Genomic DNA, 19,977 nt, shown 5'->3' with positions numbered 1-19,977 from the left:
CCTCACTCCTGGCACCCGTCCTTCTCCGTGATCCCCTTCACCCCGAGCAGTTCGGCGGCCCGAGCGGTGGTCAGCCCGGGAGCCGTCAGCTCGCTCCAGTGCTCCTTCACTCGCGCCGTGGCCTCACCACGAGGGCGGGTCAGCAGCGTGCGTACGACATCGGTCTGCGCCGCCGACATGGACAGCGGATCCGTCGGCTGGAGCACGATCGCGGAGCCGGAGACGCTGTCGTCGAGGCGGACCTTGCGCAGCGCGTCCATCGGCTGGTCCTGCCAGCCCAGGGCAAGCCACATCACGGTGACGATCCGCCCGTCGCACAGCTCGCTGCCCGCCTGCTCGTTCCCCGCCACCAGTACGGCGGCGACGGCCGAGGAGAACTCGGGGACACGGGGGCCGCCCCACCGGGTGCCGACCGTGACCTCGTGCGCGGTGCCGGAGGGCTGGAGGGCGCCGTCGCCGGAGAGTCCGTAGCGGGCCTCGACGCGCTGGCGGACGAGGAGCCTCTGGCCGTGTGCGGTGCCGCCGGCGAGATCCGAGACCTCGTCCACCACCTGCGCCCAGGTCCCGACCCGGGGCTCCCACTCCGGATACGCGCAGTACGTCGACCGGCCGCGCTGCACACAGGTCTGCTCGGGGTCGACCGTGGCCTTCTCGCGGGCCGCCGTCAGCGAGGCCGGTTCGCCTCCGGACTGGGCGATCGCGCCGACCAGGGTCAGGGCCATGGCCCCGCCGAGGGCGGCGTAGAGGGTCCGGACGCGGCGGCCGCCACCGGCCAGCACCGCGAGGACAGCGGCCGTGAGGCCGAGGCCCAGCAGGTACAGGGCGTGCCAGGCGGCAGGCCGGCCCAGCAGGTCGGAGGGGAGCGTCTCGGAGCTGCTCTCGCCGACCACCGGGTTCAGCCAGCGCGTCCCGGACTCGGTGTCGCCGGGGGCCACTCCGAGCACGACGAAGAAGAGGAAGAACACGACCAGCAGCGGGCCCACGAACGCCGACTTCAGCAGCCGGGCCAGCAGCACCCCGAGCGTCCCGAACAGCAGCACCGTCAGCGGCCCGACGAGCAGCTCGCCCGGCGAACCGTGCCCGACGGCGCCCGGCTTGAGCGCCTCCCAGCCGAACTGCACGCCCACACAGACCGCGGTCAGCAGCGCCGCGGGTACGACGGACAGGACGTGGGCGGCGCTGCGGCGCCAAGTGGTGACGACCAGCACGTCGAAGTGCCGGTCGGTGTCCCGGCGCCGGGAGCGCAGCACGGCGAGGTTCACGGTGAGCAGGACCGCGAGCCCGACGAGCATGGGCGGGCTCTGGGTGTCCCGGTCGGCGTCCTGGAGGGCGGGGAAGCCGTCGTAGGAGTCGAGGGTGTGCCACACGATCCAGGCGAGGTGGACCGCGAAGGCGACCAGGACCGGGATCGACAGCAGGAGTCTGCGCGACTCGAAACGGGCGAGCGCGAACACGGACGCCCAGGAGTCGCGGGGTTCGGTGCGCACGGCGACGGGCGCCGGCTGGATGAGCGTGTTCATGCCGTCACCGCCAGGCCGTGGCCGTCGAGGGTGAGCAGGTAGCCGTCCTCCAGGGTGGGATCGAGGAGTTCGGCGCCGGGCGGTGGATCGCCTACGTTGCGGAAGGTGCCGGCACCGGTGCGCCAGCCCGCCTTCGCGTCCGGGGCCCGTTCGGCGCTGCTCCACACCCGGCCGGCCGCCCGTGCGGTCAGCTCGGCGGGGGTGCCGTCGAAGTGGATACGGCCGCCGGCCATCACCAGGACACGGTGGCAGAGCATCGCCACGTCCTCGGTCTGGTGGGTGGACAGCAGCACGGTCCGGCCCTCACCGGCCCGGGCGATCAACTCCCGGAACCGCATGCGCTGTTCGGGGTCGAGTCCGACGGTGGGCTCGTCCAGGACCATGAACCCGGGGTCACCGACGAGGGCGGCGGCGAGCGCGACCCGCTGCCGCATACCGCCGGACAGCTTCTTGACGCGCTTTCCGCGGACGTCTCCGAGATCGACCTCGTCCAGGACGCGGCGCACCTCGCGGTGGCGGGCGGCGCGATTGTTGATCTCCTTGAGGATCGCCACGTAGTCGACGAACTCGAAGGCGGTGAAGTCCGGGTGGAAGCCGGGCGTCTGCGGGAGATACCCGAGCCGCCGCCGCACCTCCTGCCGCCCGCGCGTGGAGCCGGGGTCGTGCCCGAGCACCGTGAACCGGCCGCGCTGGGCGGGCACGGCGGTGGCGAGTACCCGCAACAGGGTGGTCTTTCCGGCGCCGTTGGGCCCGAGGAGCCCGGTCACGCCCGGGGTCAGCCGCAGCGACACATCGTCGAGGGCGCGGGTGCCGCCGTAATGGAGGCTGAGCCCGGAGGCGGAGACGGTGGAGGTCATACGGCGCTCCTGTGGAAGACGTCGAATCGGTCACGTGCGAGGTAGAGAAGGCCGACCGCGAGGGCGGCGACCGCGGCGGCGGCGCTCTGTCCGGCAGCGGTGAAGGGGATGAGCGGCCCGCCGTCGGCGGCGGCGTCGGCCGCGGCGATCAGGGCCACCCACGCCCCGCCGACCAGGGACGGCGCGAGGACCGGCCCGAAGCGGGGGGTGAGGGCGAGCCCGGTGGCGGTGAGGGCGAGGGCGGGCAGCAGCCAGGCCAGGGCGCGCAGGCCGTAGTCGGGAAGGGCGAGCGTCGCCAGACCGTTGAGGCCGAGTCCGGCGGCGAGCACGGCGAGCGTCCGGATCATCAGCAGCTTGAACCCGTGCACCGGGGCGACGACCGCCATCTCGTACGTCGGGTCCAGCGCGGGTCCGTAGCTGAGCGCGACCCCCGCGAGCGGCAGCAGCGGCGCCAGGGCGAGGAACAGGGTCGGCGAGCCGGCGGAGTACACCACCCCCACCGTCGTCACCAGCAGGAACACCACCGCCGCCAGCCAGGACCTGCGCAGCACGGGCGTCGCCGCGAGCAGCCGCGCGGTGTGGTCGGCGACCCCGATCCGCACCAGCAGCCCCTCGAACAGTCCGGGCCGGGGCGCGTCGAGCTCGGCGTCCAGCCGCTCCCAGCCGGCGTCGACGGGTTCGCTGACCTCGGCCAGCGCCGCCCGGCACCTCGCGCAGGCGGCCAGGTGGGTGTCGGCGGACCAGAGCATGGGCGCCGCCAACTCGGTGCGCGCGTAGGCCCGCAGGTCCTCTTCGGATACGTGCCAGGTCATGCCAGCGCCTCCCGCAGTTGCTTACGGGCACGCATGGCCCGCGTCTTGACGGTCCCGGGCGGAATCCCCAGCAGCACGGCCGCCTCACGGGTGGTCAGCCCGTCGACGACCGTGGCCTGGAGCACCGCGCGCAGCTCCGGTGAGAGCCGGATCAGGGCGCCCGCGAGGTCCCCGTGCTCAACCCCCGCGAGCACGCGGTCCTCCGCGGACGCCTCGTCCCGGTGCCTGAGCCGGGACAGCGCCTGCCGCAGCCGGCCGCGCGCCCCGTCGCCGCGCAGCACGTCGATCAGCCGCCGCGACCCGATCCGCCACAGCCACCCGGCTGCGTCTCCGGAGTACCCGTCCTCCCGGTACTTGGCGGTCCCCCGCCACACCGCGAGAAACGTCTCCTGTACGACGTCGTCGACGATCCCGGGGTCGGCGCACCGGCCCCGCAGTCGGGCGGTCAGCCAGGGCGCGAACCGCCGGTACAGCTCCTCGAAGGCGCGCCGGTCCCCGTCCGCCGCGACGGCGCGCAGCAGCTCCCCGTCGCTTCTCGTTTCGCTCACGTCTCCTCATCGGACGAGCCCGGCCGTGCGGTTCACGGAACCACGCTTGACTTTCGGACTCCACTTCCACCACCCTTTCACTACTCAATTAGTGAAAGGGTGGTGGAACGGAGTGGTCGAGTACCGCATCGACCGGCGCAGCGGCGTCGCCACCTACCTGCAGATCGTCCAGCAGACCAAACAGGCGCTGCGCCTTGGCCTGTTGGCACCGGGCGACAAGCTCCCCACCGCGCGGGAGGTCGTGGAGGCGACGGCCATCAACCCGAACACCGTTCTGAAGGCCTACCGCGAGCTGGAGCGCGAGGGCCTGGTCGAGGCCCGCCGAGGCCTCGGCACCTTCGTACGCAAGTCGCTGGGCGCCGCGCCCGCCGACTCCCCACTGCGCGCCGAACTCACGGACTGGGCGGTGCGGGCCCGCGAGGCAGGCCTGGAGCACGACGACGTAGCCGCACTGTTCGCGGCCGTACTGGAAGAACACTTCAAGGGGGACGAGGCGTGACCGATATCGCCATAGGGGCGGCTGGGCTGAGCAAGGCGTTCGGCGCCTGGAAGCGCACCATGAGGGCGCGGGGCCATGTCGATATGCGGCTCCGCCGCGGGGCGCGACCAGCCACGACGGCGCCGCAGCGAACCACCGGCCTGTCGCAGCTCGACTTTCGGCTCCCCGTCGGACGCATCTGCGCCCTCGTAGGCCCGAACGGCGCCGGCAAGTCCACCCTCCTCGCACTCGCCGCCGGACTGCTCCGGCCCAGCGAGGGCACCGTGTCCGTGCTCGGCACCACCCCGGCCGCCGCCCGCGAGCGGCTCGCCTACGTCGCCCAGGACAAGCCCCTGCACCCCCATCTCACCGTAGCCGCCACCCTGCGGCTCGGCCGCGAGCTGAACCCCCGGCGCTGGGACCACGCCGTCGCCGAGCGGATCGTCGCCGAGGGCGAGCTGGACCCGGACGCCAAGATCCGCACCCTCTCCGGCGGCCAGCGCACCCGGGTCGCCCTCGCCCTGGCCCTCGGCAAGCGCCCCGAACTGCTGCTCCTGGACGAGCCGATGGCCGACCTCGACCCGCTCGCCCGGCACCAGCTCACCGGCACCCTGATGGCGGACGCGGCCGAACACGGCACCACGGTTGTCATGTCCTCGCACGTGGTGGCGGAGCTTGAGGGCTCCTGCGACCACCTCCTGCTGCTCGGCGCGGGCCGGATCCGCCTCGCCGGCCCCCTGGAGGACCTGCTTGCCGCGCACCGCCTCGTCACCGGACGCGCCAAGGACTCCCTCGCCCCGCACACCGTCGTCGAGTCCCGCACCACCGGCCGCCAGCTCACCGCGCTGATCCGGCCCGAGGGCCCGACAACCCCCGGCTGGCAGGCCACCGAGCCGACCCTGGAGGAGCTGGTCCTCGCCCATCTGCGCGCCCCCGACGCCCCCGCCCTCACTCTGGACGACGCACAGGAGGCGGCCGTATGACCGCCGTGACCGTGCGGGCGACCGCCACCGCACCGCACTCCCGCGGCCCGCGCGGGCTGGTCTGGGTGATGCTCCGGGTGCATCGGTCGGCGCTGCTGTTCTGGCTGATGCTGGTGGGACTGACCGCCGGAGCACTGCTGTGGGTGTACGGGCCGGGCGCGGACGCCGCCTGGGCCGAGTACCGGGACATGGGCTGCGGCTCCGGTCGGCCGAACCTGGGCTGCGACTTCACCGGCCCTGCCATGGGCCGTTACGACGACGTCCTCGGCGTCAGCGGCGCAGTGATGTACTGGGTGCCGCTGCTGACCGCCGCCTGGGCCGGCGGCGCGCTCATCGGCCGCGACATGGAGAACGGCACCGCCCGTCTTGCCTGGGTGCAGTCCGTCTCACCCGCGCGCTGGCTGGCCGCCAAGCTCGCCGTACCGGCCGCCCTGCTCACCGCCGGAATGCTCACGCTCACGCTGCTGCACCGGCTGGCGTGGACCTCGGACGGCAAGCTGCACCTGACCATCGGCTGGCGTGTCTGGCACGACGACACCATCTTCCTGGCCAACGGCAGCGCCGCCACCGCCTATGCCCTGCTCGGCCTCGCTGTCGGCGCCCTCACCGGCCTGCTCCTGCCGCGCGCCCTGCCCGCGCTGGCCGTGGCGTCCCTGGCCCTGGTGACGCTCCAGAACCGGATCGGCGAACTGCGCCCGCACCTGTGGCCGCCCGACCTCGTGACCGCCACGGACGACTACCCCGAGACCGCCGGCCTGATCGTCGAGGGAGGCGCCCTCACCCGCAACGGCGCCCACGTCCCGATCCCGGACTGCATGGGCATGCCCGGCTGCCTCACCGAGCGCGACATCACCGGCTTCTACGCCTACTACCACCCCGCCGCCCACTTCTGGCGCCTCCAACTCATGGAAACCGGCATCGCCCTCGCCCTCACGGCCGCCGCCGTCCTCGCCGCCTCCCGGCTCCTCAAACACCGCACCGGAGCCGCCATATGACCACCCTCACCACCACCGGCCACACCCCGCCCCACACCGCCGCCCACTTCTGGCGCCTCCAACTCATGGAAACCGGCATCGCCCTCGCCCTCACGGCCGCCGCCGTCCTCGCCGCCTCCCGGCTCCTCAAACACCGCACCGGAGCCGCCATATGACCACCCTCACCACCACACCCATCCCCACCGGCCACACCCCGCCCCGGCCCGGCGGCCTGCTCCGGGTCGTGCTGCGGCTGCACCGCACCGCGCTGGTCCTCTGGGGCCTCGCCCTGCTCGCCGCCACGGCGGGCCTGATGTGGCTGGGCGCCCTCGCGGACGAGGCCGAGCGCGGCAACAGCGCCTGCTCCACGCCGCCCACCGACGGGCTGATGTCCTGCGCCGCGGTCCACGCGATCACCGCGGACGAGACGTACTCCACCGGAATCGCCTTCGTCACCGCCTGCCTGGCCTGGCTGATGTTCCCGGTGGCCGCCTGGGCGGGCGGGGCGCTCATCGGGCGCGAGCTGGAGAACGGCACCGCGCGTCTCGCCTGGACCCAGTCGGTCACCCCGACCCGCTGGCTGACCGCCAAGCTCGCCGTACCGGCCGCGCTGCTCACCGCCGGCACGACCGCGGTGGTCCTGCTCGGGGTGTGGGCCCGGGGCGAGGACAACCCGAACCTGGTCGGGGACTGGTACTACCCGGACGTCTTCGTCGGCACCGGCCCCACGGCCGTCGCGTACGTCCTGGCCGGCCTCGCCCTCGGCGCGCTCGCCGGGATGCTGTTCGGGCGGGCGCTGCCCGCGGCCGGGGCGGCCCTCGCCGGCTCGCTGTTCCTCCACAACCTGCTGGAGGCCCACCGCGGGGACCTGTGGTCCACGGTCACCCGCGACAAATCGGGCTGGGAAATACCCCGCTCGGCCTTCCAGGTATCCGCCACCCAGACCCGGGTGACCCTGCACCCCCAGTCCCATTTCTGGCCGATCCAGTACGTCGAGAGCGGCATCCTCCTCGCCGTCGCCGGCATGGCCGTCGCCGGGGCCTTCTGGGCGCTGCGCCGTCGGACCATCTGATCTCCGGGGCCGTACGTCCCTCCTACGGGGGGAGGGACGTACGGCCCCGGCATGTAGACGCCCGGGAGCCGCCGCTCGGTGTCCCACACGCCATGTCTCCGTAACCATTGGTTCAGACGGGCTTGCGACGCTCGGCGAATGAAGCCCGCCGTGCCAGAGCCTTCGCCGCCTCCCGAGAGGATCGCGGGGAACGGGGACGCCCGACGTCTTGCCGCCACTCTCCCGCCCGCGTCTTCCGACGCGCCCGTATCGCTGGAGACGCGGAAGAATGGGTCCATGAGTCAGCAGAACGCCCAGGCACAGGTCCAGCACGCGCAGCCCTCAGTCGGCTCCATCGCCGCCCACCGCTCGCGCACCGTGGCCGGTTCGGTCTCCGACCTCGAACCCGACATCGACGCCGACCTCGATGCCTACGAGGAGGCGCCGACCGACGGTGCGCCCCTGCCCCAGGGCCGCTTCCTCGACCGGGAGCGCAGCTGGCTGGCGTTCAACGAGCGAGTCCTCGAACTCGCCGAGGACCCGACCACGCCCCTGCTGGAGCGGGCGAACTTCCTCGCCATCTTCGCCAGCAACCTGGACGAGTTCTTCATGGTCCGGGTCGCCGGTCTGAAGCGCCGTATCGCCACCGGCGTCGCCACCCGTTCCGCCTCCGGGCTGCAGCCGACCCAGGTGCTGGAGATGATCTGGGCCCGCTCGCGCGAGCTGATGGCCCGGCACGCCGCCTGCTTCCACGAGGACGTCGCCCCCGCGCTCGCGGAGGAGGGCATCCACCTGGTCCGCTGGAACGAGCTGACGGAGAAGGAGCAGGCCCGCCTGTTCACCCTCTTCCGGCACCAGATCTTCCCCGTGCTGACTCCGCTGGCTGTCGACCCGGCGCACCCCTTCCCGTACATCTCGGGCCTGTCCCTGAACCTTGCCGTCGTGGTGCGCAACCCGGTCAGCGGGCACCGCCACTTCGCCCGCGTCAAGGTGCCGCCGCTGCTCTCCCGCTTCCTGGAGAGCTCGCCCGGCCGGTACGTCCCCATCGAGGACGTCATCGCCGCGCACCTGGAAGAGCTGTTCCCGGGCATGGAGGTGCTGGAGCACCACGCCTTCCGCATCACGCGCAACGAAGACCTGGAGGTCGAGGAGGACGACGCCGAGAACCTCCTCCAGGCCCTGGAGAAGGAGCTCATGCGGCGCCGCTTCGGGCCGCCGGTGCGCCTGGAGGTCGAGGAGTCCATCGACCGCGAGGTCCTCGACCTGCTGGTGCGCGAGCTGAAGATCAGCGAGGCCGAGGTCTACCCGCTGCCCGGCCCGCTGGACCTCACCGGTCTGTTCCGGATCGCTTCCCTGGACCGGCCCGAGCTGAAGTATCCGAAGTTCGTCGCCGGCACCCACCGCGATCTCGCCGAGGTCGAGTCGGCGTCCCCGCCCGACATCTTCGCGGCGCTGCGCAGCCGTGACGTGCTGCTGCACCACCCGTACGACTCCTTCTCCACCTCCGTGCAGGCGTTCCTGGAGCAGGCGGCCGAGGACCCGGACGTCCTCGCCATCAAGCAGACCCTGTACCGGACCTCGGGCGACTCCCCCATAGTCAACGCGCTCATCGACGCGGCCGAGGCCGGCAAGCAGGTGCTTGTCCTGGTCGAGATCAAGGCCCGCTTCGACGAGCACGCCAACATCAAGTGGGCCAAGCGCCTGGAGGAGGCCGGCTGCCATGTGGTCTATGGCCTCGTCGGCCTGAAGACCCACTGCAAGCTGTCCCTGGTGGTCCGCCAGGAGGGCGACACGCTACGGCGCTACAGCCATGTCGGCACCGGCAACTACCACCCGAAGACGGCGCGGCTGTACGAGGACCTCGGCCTGCTCACCGCCGACCCGCAGGTCGGCGCGGACCTGTCCGACCTCTTCAACCGCCTGTCGGGCTACTCGCGCCGCGAGACCTATCGCCGGCTCCTCGTCGCCCCCAAGTCCCTGCGCGACGGCCTGATCTCACGGGTCAACAAGGAGGTCCAGCACCACCGTGCGGGGCGTCCCGCGTTCATCCGTGTCAAGGTCAACTCGATGGTCGACGAGGCCGTCATCGACGCTCTGTACCGCGCGTCCCAGGCGGGCGTGCCGGTCGACATCTGGGTGCGCGGCATCAGCGCGGTGCGCCCGGGTGTGGCGGGCCTGTCGGAGAACATCCGGGTCCGCTCCGTGCTCGGCCGCTTCCTCGAACACTCCCGGGTCTTCGCCTTCGGCAACGGCGGCGAGCCCGAGGTGTGGATCGGCAGCGCCGACATGATGCACCGCAACCTCGACCGCCGCATCGAGGCACTGGTCAGGGTCACCGACCCGGCCCACCGGGCGGCCCTCAACCGGTTGCTGGAGACCGGCATGTCCGACACCACCGCCTCCTGGCATCTCGGCCCGGACGGCGAGTGGACCCGGCACGCGACCGACGCGGATGGCCAGCCCCTGCGGAACGTCCAGGAGATGCTCATAGACGCCCGGAGGCGCCGGCGTGGCACAGCAACACCTTGACCCGACGAACCCCACGGCCGTGCCGGTGACCGGGGAGGCCCTCGAGGCCTACCTGCGCACCCAGGCCATGGAGTTCCTCCGCGCGCTGCGGCTGCACCGGGAGACCGGCGGCGGCGACGGAGGATCTCCGGGGCGGGCGAAGTCACGGGCCGGGGAGAACGGTTCGGAGGAATCGGTCGACGCGGCCCGAGCCCTGCGCCGCTCGGCCCGACGCATCAGCGGCAGCCTCCACACCTTCCGCCCGCTCCTGGACCCCGACTGGTCAGAACGCATCCGCCCGGAACTGGCCTGGCTCTCAGGCACCCTGGCCATGGAACACGCCTACGCGGCCCGCCTGGAACGCCTGCTGCTGGCGCTGCACCGGCTGTCGGGGGCAACGGCGTTCCCGGCCCAGACCGCCAACGCCCCCGACGTAGCCGCGGGCAGTCGTGCCGCTGGGGCGGCGGCCGTCCCACTGAAAGCGGCACCCGGCGGCGCCGGCCCAGCGACCCGCCCACCGGCCACCACGGAGAACGGCAACGTCACAACCGACGGAGCCGCGACCCACCCCCAGGCACCCATAGAGCGCGGCAACCTCACCGTGGGCGCCGCGAAAGCAGGCGCCCTACTGGAGCGCCAGCTCACCCTCGCCCGGACAAGAGCACACAGCACCGCACTGCAGGCCCTCGGCTCCTCCCGCTTTCACGCCGTCGCCGACAACATCGCCGTACTGGCCAGCGAGGTCCCCCTCACCCAGACCGCCACCGCCACCGACCTCCGCCCCCTCGCCGCAGCCGCCGAGGAACGCCTCACGGACGCGGTAACCGCCCTCCCCCTGGTCACCGCAGGCCACCCGTACAACGCCGAGGCCCTCATCCACGGCCTCTCCCCGGACCCGGCCCCACACCCCCAGGACGCCCCCTGGCACCAGGTCCGCCTCCTGCTCCGCCTGCACCGCTACGCCCGAGAGGCACTCCTCGGCGAGGACGCCCCCCGGGACGTACGCCTGCTCACCGCGGGTCAGTCCCTGGACCGCCACCGCGACGCCTCCGAGGCGGCGGCGGCCGCCGCGGCCGCGGCCCGCACCCCCCGCATCGCCCCGGCCACGGCGTACGCCCTCGGCGTGCTCCACGCCGACCAGCGGCACGAGGTCGAGGCGGCCCGCTTCGCCTTCCAGCAGTGCTGGCAGAAACAGAAGATCAGCACGCACTGAAGCCACTGAAAACGGAGCCACTGAAGGAGGCCGGCCCACCTGTGACACAACGCGACGACTCCACCGTCCAGGCGGCCGGCTGCGTGCTGTGGCGCCGCTCCCCGGTCGACGGCGAGCTGGAGGTCTGCCTCGTCCACCGGCCGAAATACGACGACTGGTCCCACCCCAAGGGCAAGCTGAAGCGCGGCGAGGAACCGCTCGCCGCCGCGCTGCGCGAGGTCGAGGAGGAGACCGGTTACCGGGCCACCGCCGGCACCGAGCTCTCCACGCTGACCTACATGGCCGCCGGCCGCCCCAAGCAGGTCCGCTACTGGGCGGCCGAGGCCGGCCCCGGCACCTTCGCGCCGACCACCGAGGTGGACCGCATCGTCTGGCTGCGCCCCGAAGCAGCCCGCCGCAGACTGACGCAGACCCGGGATCGCGACCTGATGGACGAGCTGGTCATACCCGCCGCCGAGCGCGGGCAGGGCCGGTGAGCATGCGGTCGGTACCCCGATCGTGGGCCCACCGCCACACGTCGGGCCCTGCCGACCGGTACGAAGTCGTCCCGCTGCATAGAGTGACGATCCGAGGCCCGCGCCGCCATCGACCCGTGTCCCCAACGTAAGCGTTCCGTGACCTCACCGCACCGTCCCCAGGGGTTCACCCCTCGTTCATTTACGGCCATCGGCGCCTTCACCTGTTCTGCCTAATTTCGGCCTTACGCGGTGTGGCGCGCAGTTCCGTTCCGCGCCCACATCTCCAAGACTTCGCACGCCGCCGAATTCAGGACGGCGGCTCCTGGAAGGAACTCCCTCAAGTGAAGCTTCAGCGCATGAACCGGCGGGCCCTCGCTCTCGGTGCTCTCGCCGTCTCCGGCGCCCTGGCCCTCACGGCGTGCGGCTCCGACGACACCGGCGACACCGGCAGCGGCGACGCCACCACCAGCGCCGCGGCCGGCAACATCAAGTGCGACGACGCCAAGGGCCAGCTGCTCGCCGACGGCTCGTCCGCGCAGAAGAACGCGATCGACGCGTGGGTGAAGCAGTTCACCGCCGCCTGCTCGGGCGTCCAGATCAACTACAAGGGCGGCGGCTCCGGCGCCGGTGTCACCGCGTTCACCCAGGGCACGGTCGCCTTCGCCGGCTCCGACTCGGCCCTGAAGCCCGAAGAGGTCACCGCCTCCAAGGAGGTCTGCGAGGGCGGCCAGGGCATCGACCTGCCGATGGTCGGCGGCCCGATCGCCATCTCGTACAACGTCGAGGGTGTCGACAACCTCGTCCTGGACGCGCCGACCCTGGCGAAGATCTTCAGCGACAAGATCAAGAACTGGAACGACCCGGCGATCGCGAAGCTGAACCCCGACGCGAAGCTGCCCGACCTCAAGATCCAGGCGTTCCACCGCTCGGACGAGTCCGGCACCACGGACAACTTCACCAAGTACCTGATCGCCACCACCCCGGACAACTGGAAGTACGAGGGCGGCAAGGCCTGGACCGCTCCCGGCGGCCAGTCCGCGTCCGGTTCCTCCGGTGTCGCCCAGCAGGTCAAGCAGACCTCCGGCGCGATCAGCTACATGGAGCTCTCCTACGCCAAGGACTCCTCCGTCGTCGCCATCGACACGGGCGCGGCCGAGCCGGTCAAGGCCTCCGTCGACGGTGCCACCGCCGCCATCGCGGACGCCAAGGTCGTCGGCACCGGCAAGGACCTGTCCCTGGAGCTCAACTACGCCACCAAGGCCGACGGCGCCTACCCGATCACCCTGGTGACGTACGAGATCGTCTGCGACAAGGGCAACAAGGCGGAGACCCTGCCGACCGTCAAGGCGTTCCTGACCTACATCGCCAGCGAGGACGGCCAGAAGATCCTCACCGAGAACGACTACGCCCCCATGCCCGACGACATCATCACCAAGGTCCGCGAGACCGTCGCGGGCCTGAACTGACCTGAGTGTGCGGCCCGGTCCCCCCGCGGGGTCGGGCCGCACCGTCCGGTGCACCGCCGCCAGGAGCCCTCCACCATCGAGGGCGCCGCAGACCGGAGAACCCGATGGACATAACCACCAAGAACATCCAAACCCCCCCTCCCCCACCGCAGCCGACCGTGGCCGAGCGCAAGCGCAACGCCCGCGGCGCCACCCGTCCCGGCGACCGGGTCTTCCTCGGTCTCGCCCGTGGCTCCGGCATCTTCCTGCTGGTGATCATGGCCGCCATCGCGGTCTTCCTCACCTGGCGGGCCGCCGTCGCCATCAGCAAGGACGAGGGCAACTTCCTCACGACCTTCGAGTGGAACACCGCCGGCACCGAGCCGGTCTTCGGCATCGCCGTCCTGGCCTACGGCACGATCATCTCCTCGATCATCGCCATGGTGATCGCGGTCCCGGTCGCCGTCGCCATCGCGCTGTTCCTCACCCACTACGCCCCGCGCAAGCTGAGCGGTCCGATCGCCTACGTGATCGACCTGCTCGCCGCGGTGCCGTCCATCGTGTACGGCCTGTGGGGCGCCCTGATCCTCGTACCGCACATGGACGGCCTGTTCGGCTGGCTGAACGACTACTTCAGCTGGACCGGAATCTTCGACTGGGAGGGCGGCGCCCCCCGTTCGATGCTCACGGTCGGCATCCTGCTCGCGATCATGATCCTGCCGATCATCACCAACGTGAGCCGCGAGGTGTTCAAGCAGGTCCCGCAGATGCACGAAGAGGCCGCCCTGGCCCTCGGCGCCACGCGCTGGGAGGTCATCCGCATGGCGGTGCTGCCCTTCGGCCGCTCCGGCGTGATCTCCGCGTCGATGCTCGGCCTCGGCCGCGCGCTCGGCGAGACGATGGCCGTCGCCACCGTGCTCTCCCCGGACTTCCTGATCCACGGCAGCCTGCTCAACCCGGGTGGCGGCACCTTCGCCCAGAACATCGCCAGCAAGTTCGGTGAGGCGGACGAGTTCGGCCGGGACGCGCTGATCGCCTCCGGTCTCGTCCTGTTCGTCATCACCCTGCTGGTCAACGGCGCGGCGCGCGCGATCATCGCCCGCCGCAAGGAGTACTCGGGGGCCAACGCATGAGCACTCTCGTCCAGCACCCCAGCTCCCTCCAGGGCGCCCGACTGCCCAAGTGGTCCCCCTGGGCCATCGCGGTCGGCTCCGTCGCCGTCTCCATCGGCCTCTGCGTGGCCACCGGCATCGAGAGCAAGATCCAGTGGGGTCTGATCGCCGCGCTGCTCTTCGTCTTCGGCACGTACTTCATCGCCGCCGGCGTCGAGGGCAAGCGTCAGGCCAAGGACCGCATCGCGACCTCGATGGTCTGGGTCGCCTTCATCATCGCCGTGGTGCCCCTCGCCTCGCTGGTGTGGGAGACCGTCAAGCGCGGCTCGAAGGTCCTCGACGGCTACTTCCTGAGCCACTCCATGGGCGTGGTCTCCGACACCGAGCCGGGCGGCGGCATCTACGCCGCCATCATCGGCACCCTCGAACAGGTCGGCATCGCCACCCTGATCGCCGTGCCGATCGGTGTGCTCACCGCGATCTACCTGGTCGAGTACGGCCGCGGCCATCTGGCCCGCGCCGTCACCTTCTTCGTCGACGTGATGACCGGCATCCCGTCGATCGTCGCCGGTCTGTTCATCCTCAGCCTCCTGCTGATCTTCGACATGAGCTTCTCCGGCTTCGCGGGCGCCCTGGCCCTCGCGATCCTGATGATGCCGGTCGTGGTCCGCTCCACGGAGGAGATGCTCAAGCTCGTCCCGAACGAGCTGCGCGAGGCGTCCCTGGCCCTGGGCGTGCCCAAGTGGCGCACCATCCTGAAGGTGGTCCTGCCGACCGCGCTCGGCGGTATCACCACCGGTGTGATGCTGGCGGTCGCCCGTATCGCCGGTGAGACCGCGCCCGTCCTGCTGCTGGTGTTCGGCAACCCGTTCATCAACAACAACCCCTTCGAAGGGGCGCAGGCGTCGCTGCCGCTGTACATCTACCAGCAGTACGCGAACAGCGCGGGCTCGGAAGCGGCGTACGACCGCGCCTGGGCCGCGGCTCTCACCCTGATCGCCTTCGTGATGATCCTGAACCTGGCGGCCCGCGGCATCGCCCGCTGGAAGTCGCCGAAGACCGGTCGCTAAAGCGACGACATGCGGCTACCGCCGCGTGGGGCCATACAGCGACCGATCGAAAGACTTTTCCCGAAAGAAGCAGTGATACCCATGGCCAAGCGAATCGACGTAAGCGGCCTCAGCGCCTACTACGGCTCCTTCCGCGCCATCGAAGACATCTCGATGACCGTCGAGCCCCGCTCCGTGACCGCCTTCATCGGCCCCTCCGGCTGCGGCAAGTCCACCTTCCTGCGCACCCTCAACCGCATGCACGAGGTCACCCCCGGCGGCCGGGTCGAGGGCAAGGTCATGCTCGACGACGAGAACCTGTACGGCGCCGGGGTCGACCCGGTCTCCGTGCGGCGCGAGGTCGGCATGGTCTTCCAGCGCCCGAACCCGTTCCCGACGATGTCGGTCTACGACAACGTCGCGGCCGGCCTGAAGCTGAACGGCTCGTACAAGAAGTCCCAGCTCGACGACATCGTCGAGAAGTCCCTCAAGGGCGCCAACCTCTGGAACGAGGTCAAGGACCGCCTGAACAAGCCGGGTTCGGGTCTGTCCGGTGGTCAGCAGCAGCGTCTGTGCATCGCCCGCGCCATCGCGGTCGAGCCGAAGGTCCTGCTCATGGACGAGCCCTGCTCGGCCCTGGACCCGATCTCCACCCTCGCCATCGAGGACCTGATCGGCGAGCTGAAGGAGCGCTTCACGATCGTCATCGTGACGCACAACATGCAGCAGGCGGCCCGTGTCTCGGACCGCACCGCCTTCTTCAACCTGGCGGCCGTCGGCCAGCCCGGCAAGCTGATCGAGATCGACGACACGGAGCGCATCTTCTCCAACCCGTCGGTCCAGGCCACCGAGGACTACATCTCGGGCCGCTTCGGCTGAGCCGAAGTCCGGTTGGACCCCTCGCGGTGCTGCATGGCGGTGCCACCGCGAGGCAGATAAGGGCCCGCCCCCTGGCTCCCGGGGGGCGGGCCTGTTTCATTGCTCAAGCAGGCGGGCCGGTGCGCCGACCTGCCTGCTGAGTCGTTTCTGCAGTACGTCCGCTCGCTCGCCGTGTCCGCTACAGGAACGCGAGGTGCACGACCCCGAACGCCCCCGCGGCCACCAGCGCCGCGGCCGGCATGGTGATGAACCACCCGAGGACGATGTTCTTGGCGACCCCCCAGCGCACCGCGTTCAGACGCTTGGTCGCGCCGACGCCCATGATGGCGGAGGTGATGACGTGGGTGGTCGAGATCGGCGCCTTGAACAGGAACGCCGTGGTGAACATGATCGACGCACCGGTGGTCTCGGCCGCGAAGCCCTGCGGCGGGTCCAGCTCGATGATCTTCCGCCCCAGCGTCCGCATGATCCGCCAGCCACCGGCATACGTACCGAGCGACAGCATCACGGCGCAGACGATCTTCACCCACACCGGGATCGGATCGCCGTAGTCCTCGACATCGGCGATGACCAGAGCCATCACCACGATGCCCATGGTCTTCTGGGCGTCCTGGAGACCATGACCGAGGGCCATGCCCGCCGCGGACACCGTCTGCGCTATGCGGAACCCGCGCTTGGCCTTGTGCGGATTGGCCCGCCGGAATATCCACATGATGGCGGTCATGACGAGGTAGCCGACCCCGAGCCCCACCAGCGGCGAGACGAACATCGGGATGACGATCTTCTCCAGCACACCGTCCCAGTACACGGTGGTCCCGCCCGCGAGCGCGGCCCCCACCATGCCGCCGAACAGCGCATGGGACGAGGACGAGGGCAGCCCGAAGTACCAGGTGATGAGGTTCCAGGTAATGGCGCCCACCAGCGCGGCGAAGAGAATCCCCATCCCCTTCGAGCCCTCGGGCGTCTCGATCAGACCCTCACTGACGGTCTTGGCGACACCCGACCCCAGGAAGGCGCCGCCGAGATTCATCACCGCGGCCATGAGCAGCGCGGCCCGAGGAGTGAGCGCCCGGGTGGAGACGGACGTGGCGATGGCGTTCGCCGAGTCGTGGAAGCCGTTGGTGTACGTGAAGAAGAGCGCGACCGCGATGGTCACGACCAGAGCGAAGGTGTCCATGGACGCGCTCAGGACTCCTTCACGGCGATCGTCTCCACCGTGTTCGCCACGTGCTCGAACGCGTCGGCGGCTTCTTCCAGGACATCCACGATCTGCTTGAGCTTGAGGACCTCGATGGCGTCGTACTTGCCGTTGAAGAGGTGCGCGAGGAGCTTGCGGTGGATCTGGTCGGCCTGGTTCTCCAGCCGGTTGACCTCGATCCAGTACTCGGTGAGGTTGTCCATGGTCCGCAGATTGGGCATGGCCTCGGCGGTCAGCTCGGCGGCCCTGGCGAGCACCTCGATCTGCTGCTCGACACCCTTGGGCAGTTCCTCGACGTTATAGAGGACGACCAGGTCGACGGCCTCCTCCATGAAGTCCATGATGTCGTCGAGGGACGACGCGAGGGAGTAGATGTCCTCGCGGTCGAAGGGCGTGATGAACGAGGAGTTCAGCTGGTGGAAGATCGCGTGTGTGGCGTCGTCACCGGCGTGTTCCGCTGCCCGCATACGCTCTGCGATCTCGGCCCGGGCGGAAGCGTCCGCCCCGAGCAGTTCCATGAGGAGTTTCGAGCCCGTGACGATGTTGTCCGCGGACGCGGCGAACATGTCGTAGAAGCTCGTCTCCCTGGGGGTCAGACGAAAGCGCACGTGGGGTCCTCGGGGTGCTTCGGTTTCGGTCAGGCTGATGCTAGGCGCATCATCCGGCCACGGCTAATGGGCCGCCCCCCAGTGTCGCCCATCGGGCACAGTGATCAGCACGGGGGCGTACCAAGGGCCCTATACCCAGCAAAGTTCGGTACGATATACCCAGTAGGGGTATATGTCTGGAGGACGCGATGACGACGACCGAGGCCGGCGCCACGGCGCCCTCCGAGCATGAGCACGCCACGCACGGCTATCACAAGCAGAAGGACGAGCACCTCAAGCGCCTGCGCCGGATCGAGGGCCAGATCCGGGGCCTTCAGCGGATGGTCGACGAGGACGTCTACTGCATCGACATACTTACTCAGGTATCGGCATCGACGAAGGCCCTGCAGTCCTTCGCCCTCCAGCTGCTGGAGGAGCACCTGCGCCACTGCGTCGCGGACGCGGCCGTCAAGGGCGGCGACGAGATCGACGCGAAGGTGGAAGAGGCGACGAAGGCGATCGGCCGCCTGCTGCGGACATGAGGCCGAAAATCATCGGTGGGACTCATCGATGGGAGGAGCCGGGGTCACACCCCTCCCGCTCCTCCCCCACCCGCAGCACCTCGTCGATGCTCTCCAGACTGAGCCGGTCCTCGGCAGCCGAGGCCGCGATGATGAGCTCACCGCACAACTCGATCTCGGCGAGGGCCACGTGGTCCTGAACTGCCGTACCGCCGACCGGAGCCACGCGCATCACCTCTTCTCTGCCGTCACCGACTTCCTAGAGTAGGGAGCGGCCTACGCACCGCGCATGGCACGGACGGGCTAGTCCTTGAAGACCGTCGAGGATCCTCACTCCTCGGCGATGCGACCGGCGTAGATGTCGTCGCGGTCGGGCAGCCGTACGACGACGGGTACGCCGAAGTCGAAGAGCAGGGTGGTGGAGGCGACGTCCACGGCGTCCTTCTGCTGCCCGTTGACGAAGCTGAACCGATGCCGGACCTTCCGGATGCGCCCCTCGTCGTCGAGATACACATCGAAGGGCACCTTGGAGGTGGCGAACCCTTTCGCCGCGGCGGCGAGGGAGTCCCGGGACCCGTCGGAGGCAAGCTCGGCGGCCCTCCGCAGATCGGCGGTACCGCGGTAGTGGGTCACATCGGCCCCGCCGACCTGCTCCTCCCCCACATAACTCACAGCCTCCGCACCAAGAAGAAGTTCCGCGGCGGCGAAGGGATCGGTGGCCCCACCGGTGACGAGATTCCCGTCCGACATGGAAGCGGTCTCCACCCGTACCCACTTGTCGGCGGGAACGCCGGCACCGCGGTTCTTCATGAACAGGGCGCCGGGCGCGAGGAGTTCGGTGATGGGCCGGGAGGAGTCCCCGGCAGGATCCTGGGGAAGCAGCACCTTGAGCCGCCCGACATGGCGCCGGAAGTCGTACACACCCTCGCCCCGGATGGTGACCCGGGTCCCCCCGGTGGCCATCTCCATGGAGGTACGGGCCTTGGAACTACGAGCATCGACAAGCGCGGAGGCGGCCCGCCGCACAACCTCAACAGCCTCCTCACCCCTACCGTCATCAAGAGCGGCCCCATGACCACTCCCGCACCCACTGACGGCACCCACCGCACACGCCGCGACCCCCGCCGCGACAACCGCTCCCCTCCGCCTGAACCGCCGCTCCGCCATCGCCTGCCTATCCCCCAGCCGGTACGTCCGTCACGGGCCCCCCGTCGTCCCGCATAACGACGACCGAGGGGCCCTCGTAACGCACCCGAACAGCCATGGAAACCCTTTGCCTCCCCTCGGTACGGTTGACCCCGTGGCACAAGACCAAGCCCGACCCACACCCCCCACAACCCACCGCACGGCAACGATCGAAGAGGGCCGGTTCTGCACGGCCCAGTGCACCTGCGGCTGGAAGGGCCCAGCAAGAAGAGCAAGAAGCCAGGCGAGAAGAGACGCGGAGACACACACGGAGCGCTGAGGGTGTACCGGGGAAACGAAAGGTCCGACCCCCGACGAGCCACCCCCACGAGCCACCGCCCCCGAAAACCCCAGCCGCCGAGGCCGGGCCCACAGCCATCCCAACCCCCAGCCCGTACGGCGTTCGAAAACGAGCCCAACCCCCACCCACCCACCCGGAACAACCCAGCCCAGCCACCCCCAACCCCCCACGGCATTCGAAAACGAGCCCACACCCATCCCAAACCCCCACCCACCCACTGGGAACAACGCAGCCCAGCCACCCCCAGCCCGTCCGGCGTTTGAGGACGAGGCCCGTTCAGGGCCGACAGCGGGGGTCC

General features: G+C 70.5%; 21 protein-coding genes. 13 read left to right on the top strand and 8 right to left on the bottom strand.

Translation table 11 applies throughout. From position 1 onward, the window contains the following. Nucleotides 1–2: 2 nt before the first annotated feature. Genes H4N64_RS20920 through H4N64_RS20905 form a run of 4 tightly spaced genes read right to left on the bottom strand, consistent with a single transcriptional unit; the run spans nucleotide 3 to nucleotide 3,737 of the window. A complete protein-coding gene (locus H4N64_RS20920) occupies nucleotides 3–1,520 on the bottom strand; it encodes an ABC transporter permease (protein ID WP_186283923.1) in 1,518 nt (505 codons plus the stop codon). Then, nucleotides 1,517–2,377, bottom strand: a complete 861-nt coding sequence (locus H4N64_RS20915) for an ABC transporter ATP-binding protein (RefSeq protein WP_186283922.1) — start codon at nucleotides 2,375–2,377, stop codon at nucleotides 1,517–1,519. Before H4N64_RS20915 ends, H4N64_RS20920 begins: the two co-directional genes overlap by 4 nt. Continuing rightward, on the bottom strand, nucleotides 2,374–3,189 hold the full coding sequence (locus tag H4N64_RS20910; RefSeq protein ID WP_186283921.1) for a zf-HC2 domain-containing protein: 816 nt from the start codon (nucleotides 3,187–3,189) through the stop codon (nucleotides 2,374–2,376). The genes H4N64_RS20915 and H4N64_RS20910 overlap by 4 nt, the downstream gene beginning before the upstream one ends. Next, nucleotides 3,186–3,737, bottom strand: coding sequence for a sigma-70 family RNA polymerase sigma factor (locus H4N64_RS20905; protein WP_186283920.1), 552 nt, complete (start codon nucleotides 3,735–3,737; stop codon nucleotides 3,186–3,188). Before H4N64_RS20905 ends, H4N64_RS20910 begins: the two co-directional genes overlap by 4 nt. A gap of 112 nt (nucleotides 3,738–3,849) precedes the next feature. Here H4N64_RS20905 and H4N64_RS20900 point away from each other — a divergent pair, with 112 nt between their 5' ends. The 12 genes from H4N64_RS20900 to pstB all read left to right on the top strand — a co-directional run bounded on the left by H4N64_RS20900 (nucleotide 3,850) and on the right by pstB (nucleotide 15,887). After that, nucleotides 3,850–4,236, top strand: coding sequence for a GntR family transcriptional regulator (locus H4N64_RS20900; protein WP_186283919.1), 387 nt, complete (start codon nucleotides 3,850–3,852; stop codon nucleotides 4,234–4,236). After that, nucleotides 4,233–5,198 (top strand): ABC transporter ATP-binding protein, encoded by a 966-nt coding sequence (locus tag H4N64_RS20895; RefSeq protein ID WP_336246744.1) that lies wholly within the window; start codon nucleotides 4,233–4,235, stop codon nucleotides 5,196–5,198. Before H4N64_RS20900 ends, H4N64_RS20895 begins: the two co-directional genes overlap by 4 nt. Further along, nucleotides 5,195–6,193, top strand: a complete 999-nt coding sequence (locus tag H4N64_RS20890; protein ID WP_186283918.1) for an ABC transporter permease — start codon at nucleotides 5,195–5,197, stop codon at nucleotides 6,191–6,193. Before H4N64_RS20895 ends, H4N64_RS20890 begins: the two co-directional genes overlap by 4 nt. After that, nucleotides 6,190–6,348: a hypothetical protein gene (locus H4N64_RS20885; protein ID WP_186283917.1), complete on the top strand. Its 159-nt coding sequence runs from the start codon at nucleotides 6,190–6,192 to the stop codon at nucleotides 6,346–6,348. The genes H4N64_RS20890 and H4N64_RS20885 overlap by 4 nt, the downstream gene beginning before the upstream one ends. After that, nucleotides 6,345–7,244 carry a hypothetical protein gene (locus H4N64_RS20880; protein ID WP_186283916.1) on the top strand — a complete coding sequence of 300 codons (900 nt, stop codon included), beginning with the start codon at nucleotides 6,345–6,347 and terminating at the stop codon, nucleotides 7,242–7,244. The genes H4N64_RS20885 and H4N64_RS20880 overlap by 4 nt, the downstream gene beginning before the upstream one ends. A gap of 276 nt (nucleotides 7,245–7,520) precedes the next feature. Further along, nucleotides 7,521–9,752 (top strand): RNA degradosome polyphosphate kinase, encoded by a 2,232-nt coding sequence (locus tag H4N64_RS20875; protein ID WP_186283915.1) that lies wholly within the window; start codon nucleotides 7,521–7,523, stop codon nucleotides 9,750–9,752. After that, nucleotides 9,733–10,944: a CHAD domain-containing protein gene (locus H4N64_RS20870; RefSeq protein ID WP_186283914.1), complete on the top strand. Its 1,212-nt coding sequence runs from the start codon at nucleotides 9,733–9,735 to the stop codon at nucleotides 10,942–10,944. The genes H4N64_RS20875 and H4N64_RS20870 overlap by 20 nt, the downstream gene beginning before the upstream one ends. A gap of 41 nt (nucleotides 10,945–10,985) precedes the next feature. Further along, nucleotides 10,986–11,420: an NUDIX domain-containing protein gene (locus H4N64_RS20865; RefSeq protein WP_186283913.1), complete on the top strand. Its 435-nt coding sequence runs from the start codon at nucleotides 10,986–10,988 to the stop codon at nucleotides 11,418–11,420. Nucleotides 11,421–11,743: 323 nt separating this feature from the next. Further along, entirely contained in the window at nucleotides 11,744–12,868 is a 1,125-nt protein-coding gene (gene pstS / locus H4N64_RS20860; protein WP_186283912.1) for a phosphate ABC transporter substrate-binding protein PstS, read from the top strand. A 104-nt stretch (nucleotides 12,869–12,972) separates the two neighbouring features. After that, nucleotides 12,973–13,980 (top strand): phosphate ABC transporter permease subunit PstC, encoded by a 1,008-nt coding sequence (gene pstC, locus H4N64_RS20855; protein ID WP_186283911.1) that lies wholly within the window; start codon nucleotides 12,973–12,975, stop codon nucleotides 13,978–13,980. Next, nucleotides 13,977–15,029 (top strand): phosphate ABC transporter permease PstA, encoded by a 1,053-nt coding sequence (gene pstA, locus H4N64_RS20850; RefSeq protein ID WP_186283910.1) that lies wholly within the window; start codon nucleotides 13,977–13,979, stop codon nucleotides 15,027–15,029. The genes pstC and pstA overlap by 4 nt, the downstream gene beginning before the upstream one ends. An 81-nt stretch (nucleotides 15,030–15,110) precedes the next feature. Continuing rightward, nucleotides 15,111–15,887: a phosphate ABC transporter ATP-binding protein PstB gene (pstB, locus tag H4N64_RS20845; RefSeq protein WP_186283909.1), complete on the top strand. Its 777-nt coding sequence runs from the start codon at nucleotides 15,111–15,113 to the stop codon at nucleotides 15,885–15,887. Nucleotides 15,888–16,065: 178 nt separating this feature from the next. On the opposite strand, the gene H4N64_RS20840 is transcribed toward pstB, so the two are convergent. Together H4N64_RS20840 and H4N64_RS20835 are read right to left on the bottom strand one after the other, a co-directional pair. Continuing rightward, nucleotides 16,066–17,064: an inorganic phosphate transporter gene (locus tag H4N64_RS20840; RefSeq protein ID WP_186283908.1), complete on the bottom strand. Its 999-nt coding sequence runs from the start codon at nucleotides 17,062–17,064 to the stop codon at nucleotides 16,066–16,068. An 8-nt stretch (nucleotides 17,065–17,072) separates the two neighbouring features. After that, complete coding sequence (locus tag H4N64_RS20835; RefSeq protein WP_009326469.1) at nucleotides 17,073–17,693, bottom strand: DUF47 domain-containing protein; 621 nt, start codon at nucleotides 17,691–17,693, stop codon at nucleotides 17,073–17,075. 188 nt (nucleotides 17,694–17,881) lie between these two features. On the opposite strand from H4N64_RS20835, the gene H4N64_RS20830 reads away from it, so the two are divergent. Next, on the top strand, nucleotides 17,882–18,214 hold the full coding sequence (locus tag H4N64_RS20830) for a metal-sensitive transcriptional regulator (protein WP_186283907.1): 333 nt from the start codon (nucleotides 17,882–17,884) through the stop codon (nucleotides 18,212–18,214). 22 nt (nucleotides 18,215–18,236) lie between these two features. On the opposite strand, the gene H4N64_RS20825 is transcribed toward H4N64_RS20830, so the two are convergent. Both H4N64_RS20825 and H4N64_RS20820 read right to left on the bottom strand, forming a co-directional pair. Beyond that, the gene (locus tag H4N64_RS20825; protein WP_186283906.1) at nucleotides 18,237–18,425 is read right to left on the bottom strand and encodes a hypothetical protein; all 189 of its coding nucleotides are present in this window, start codon (nucleotides 18,423–18,425) and stop codon (nucleotides 18,237–18,239) included. Between the two features lie 98 nt (nucleotides 18,426–18,523). Beyond that, nucleotides 18,524–19,360 (bottom strand): SCO4651 family lipoprotein, encoded by an 837-nt coding sequence (locus tag H4N64_RS20820; protein WP_186283905.1) that lies wholly within the window; start codon nucleotides 19,358–19,360, stop codon nucleotides 18,524–18,526. Between the last annotated feature and the right edge of the window lie 617 nt (nucleotides 19,361–19,977).

The sequence above is a fragment of the Streptomyces cupreus genome (assembly GCF_014257025.1).
Classification (GTDB): Bacteria; Actinomycetota; Actinomycetes; order Streptomycetales; family Streptomycetaceae; genus Streptomyces; species Streptomyces cupreus.
This window is presented reverse-complemented; position numbering and strand designations above follow the sequence as displayed.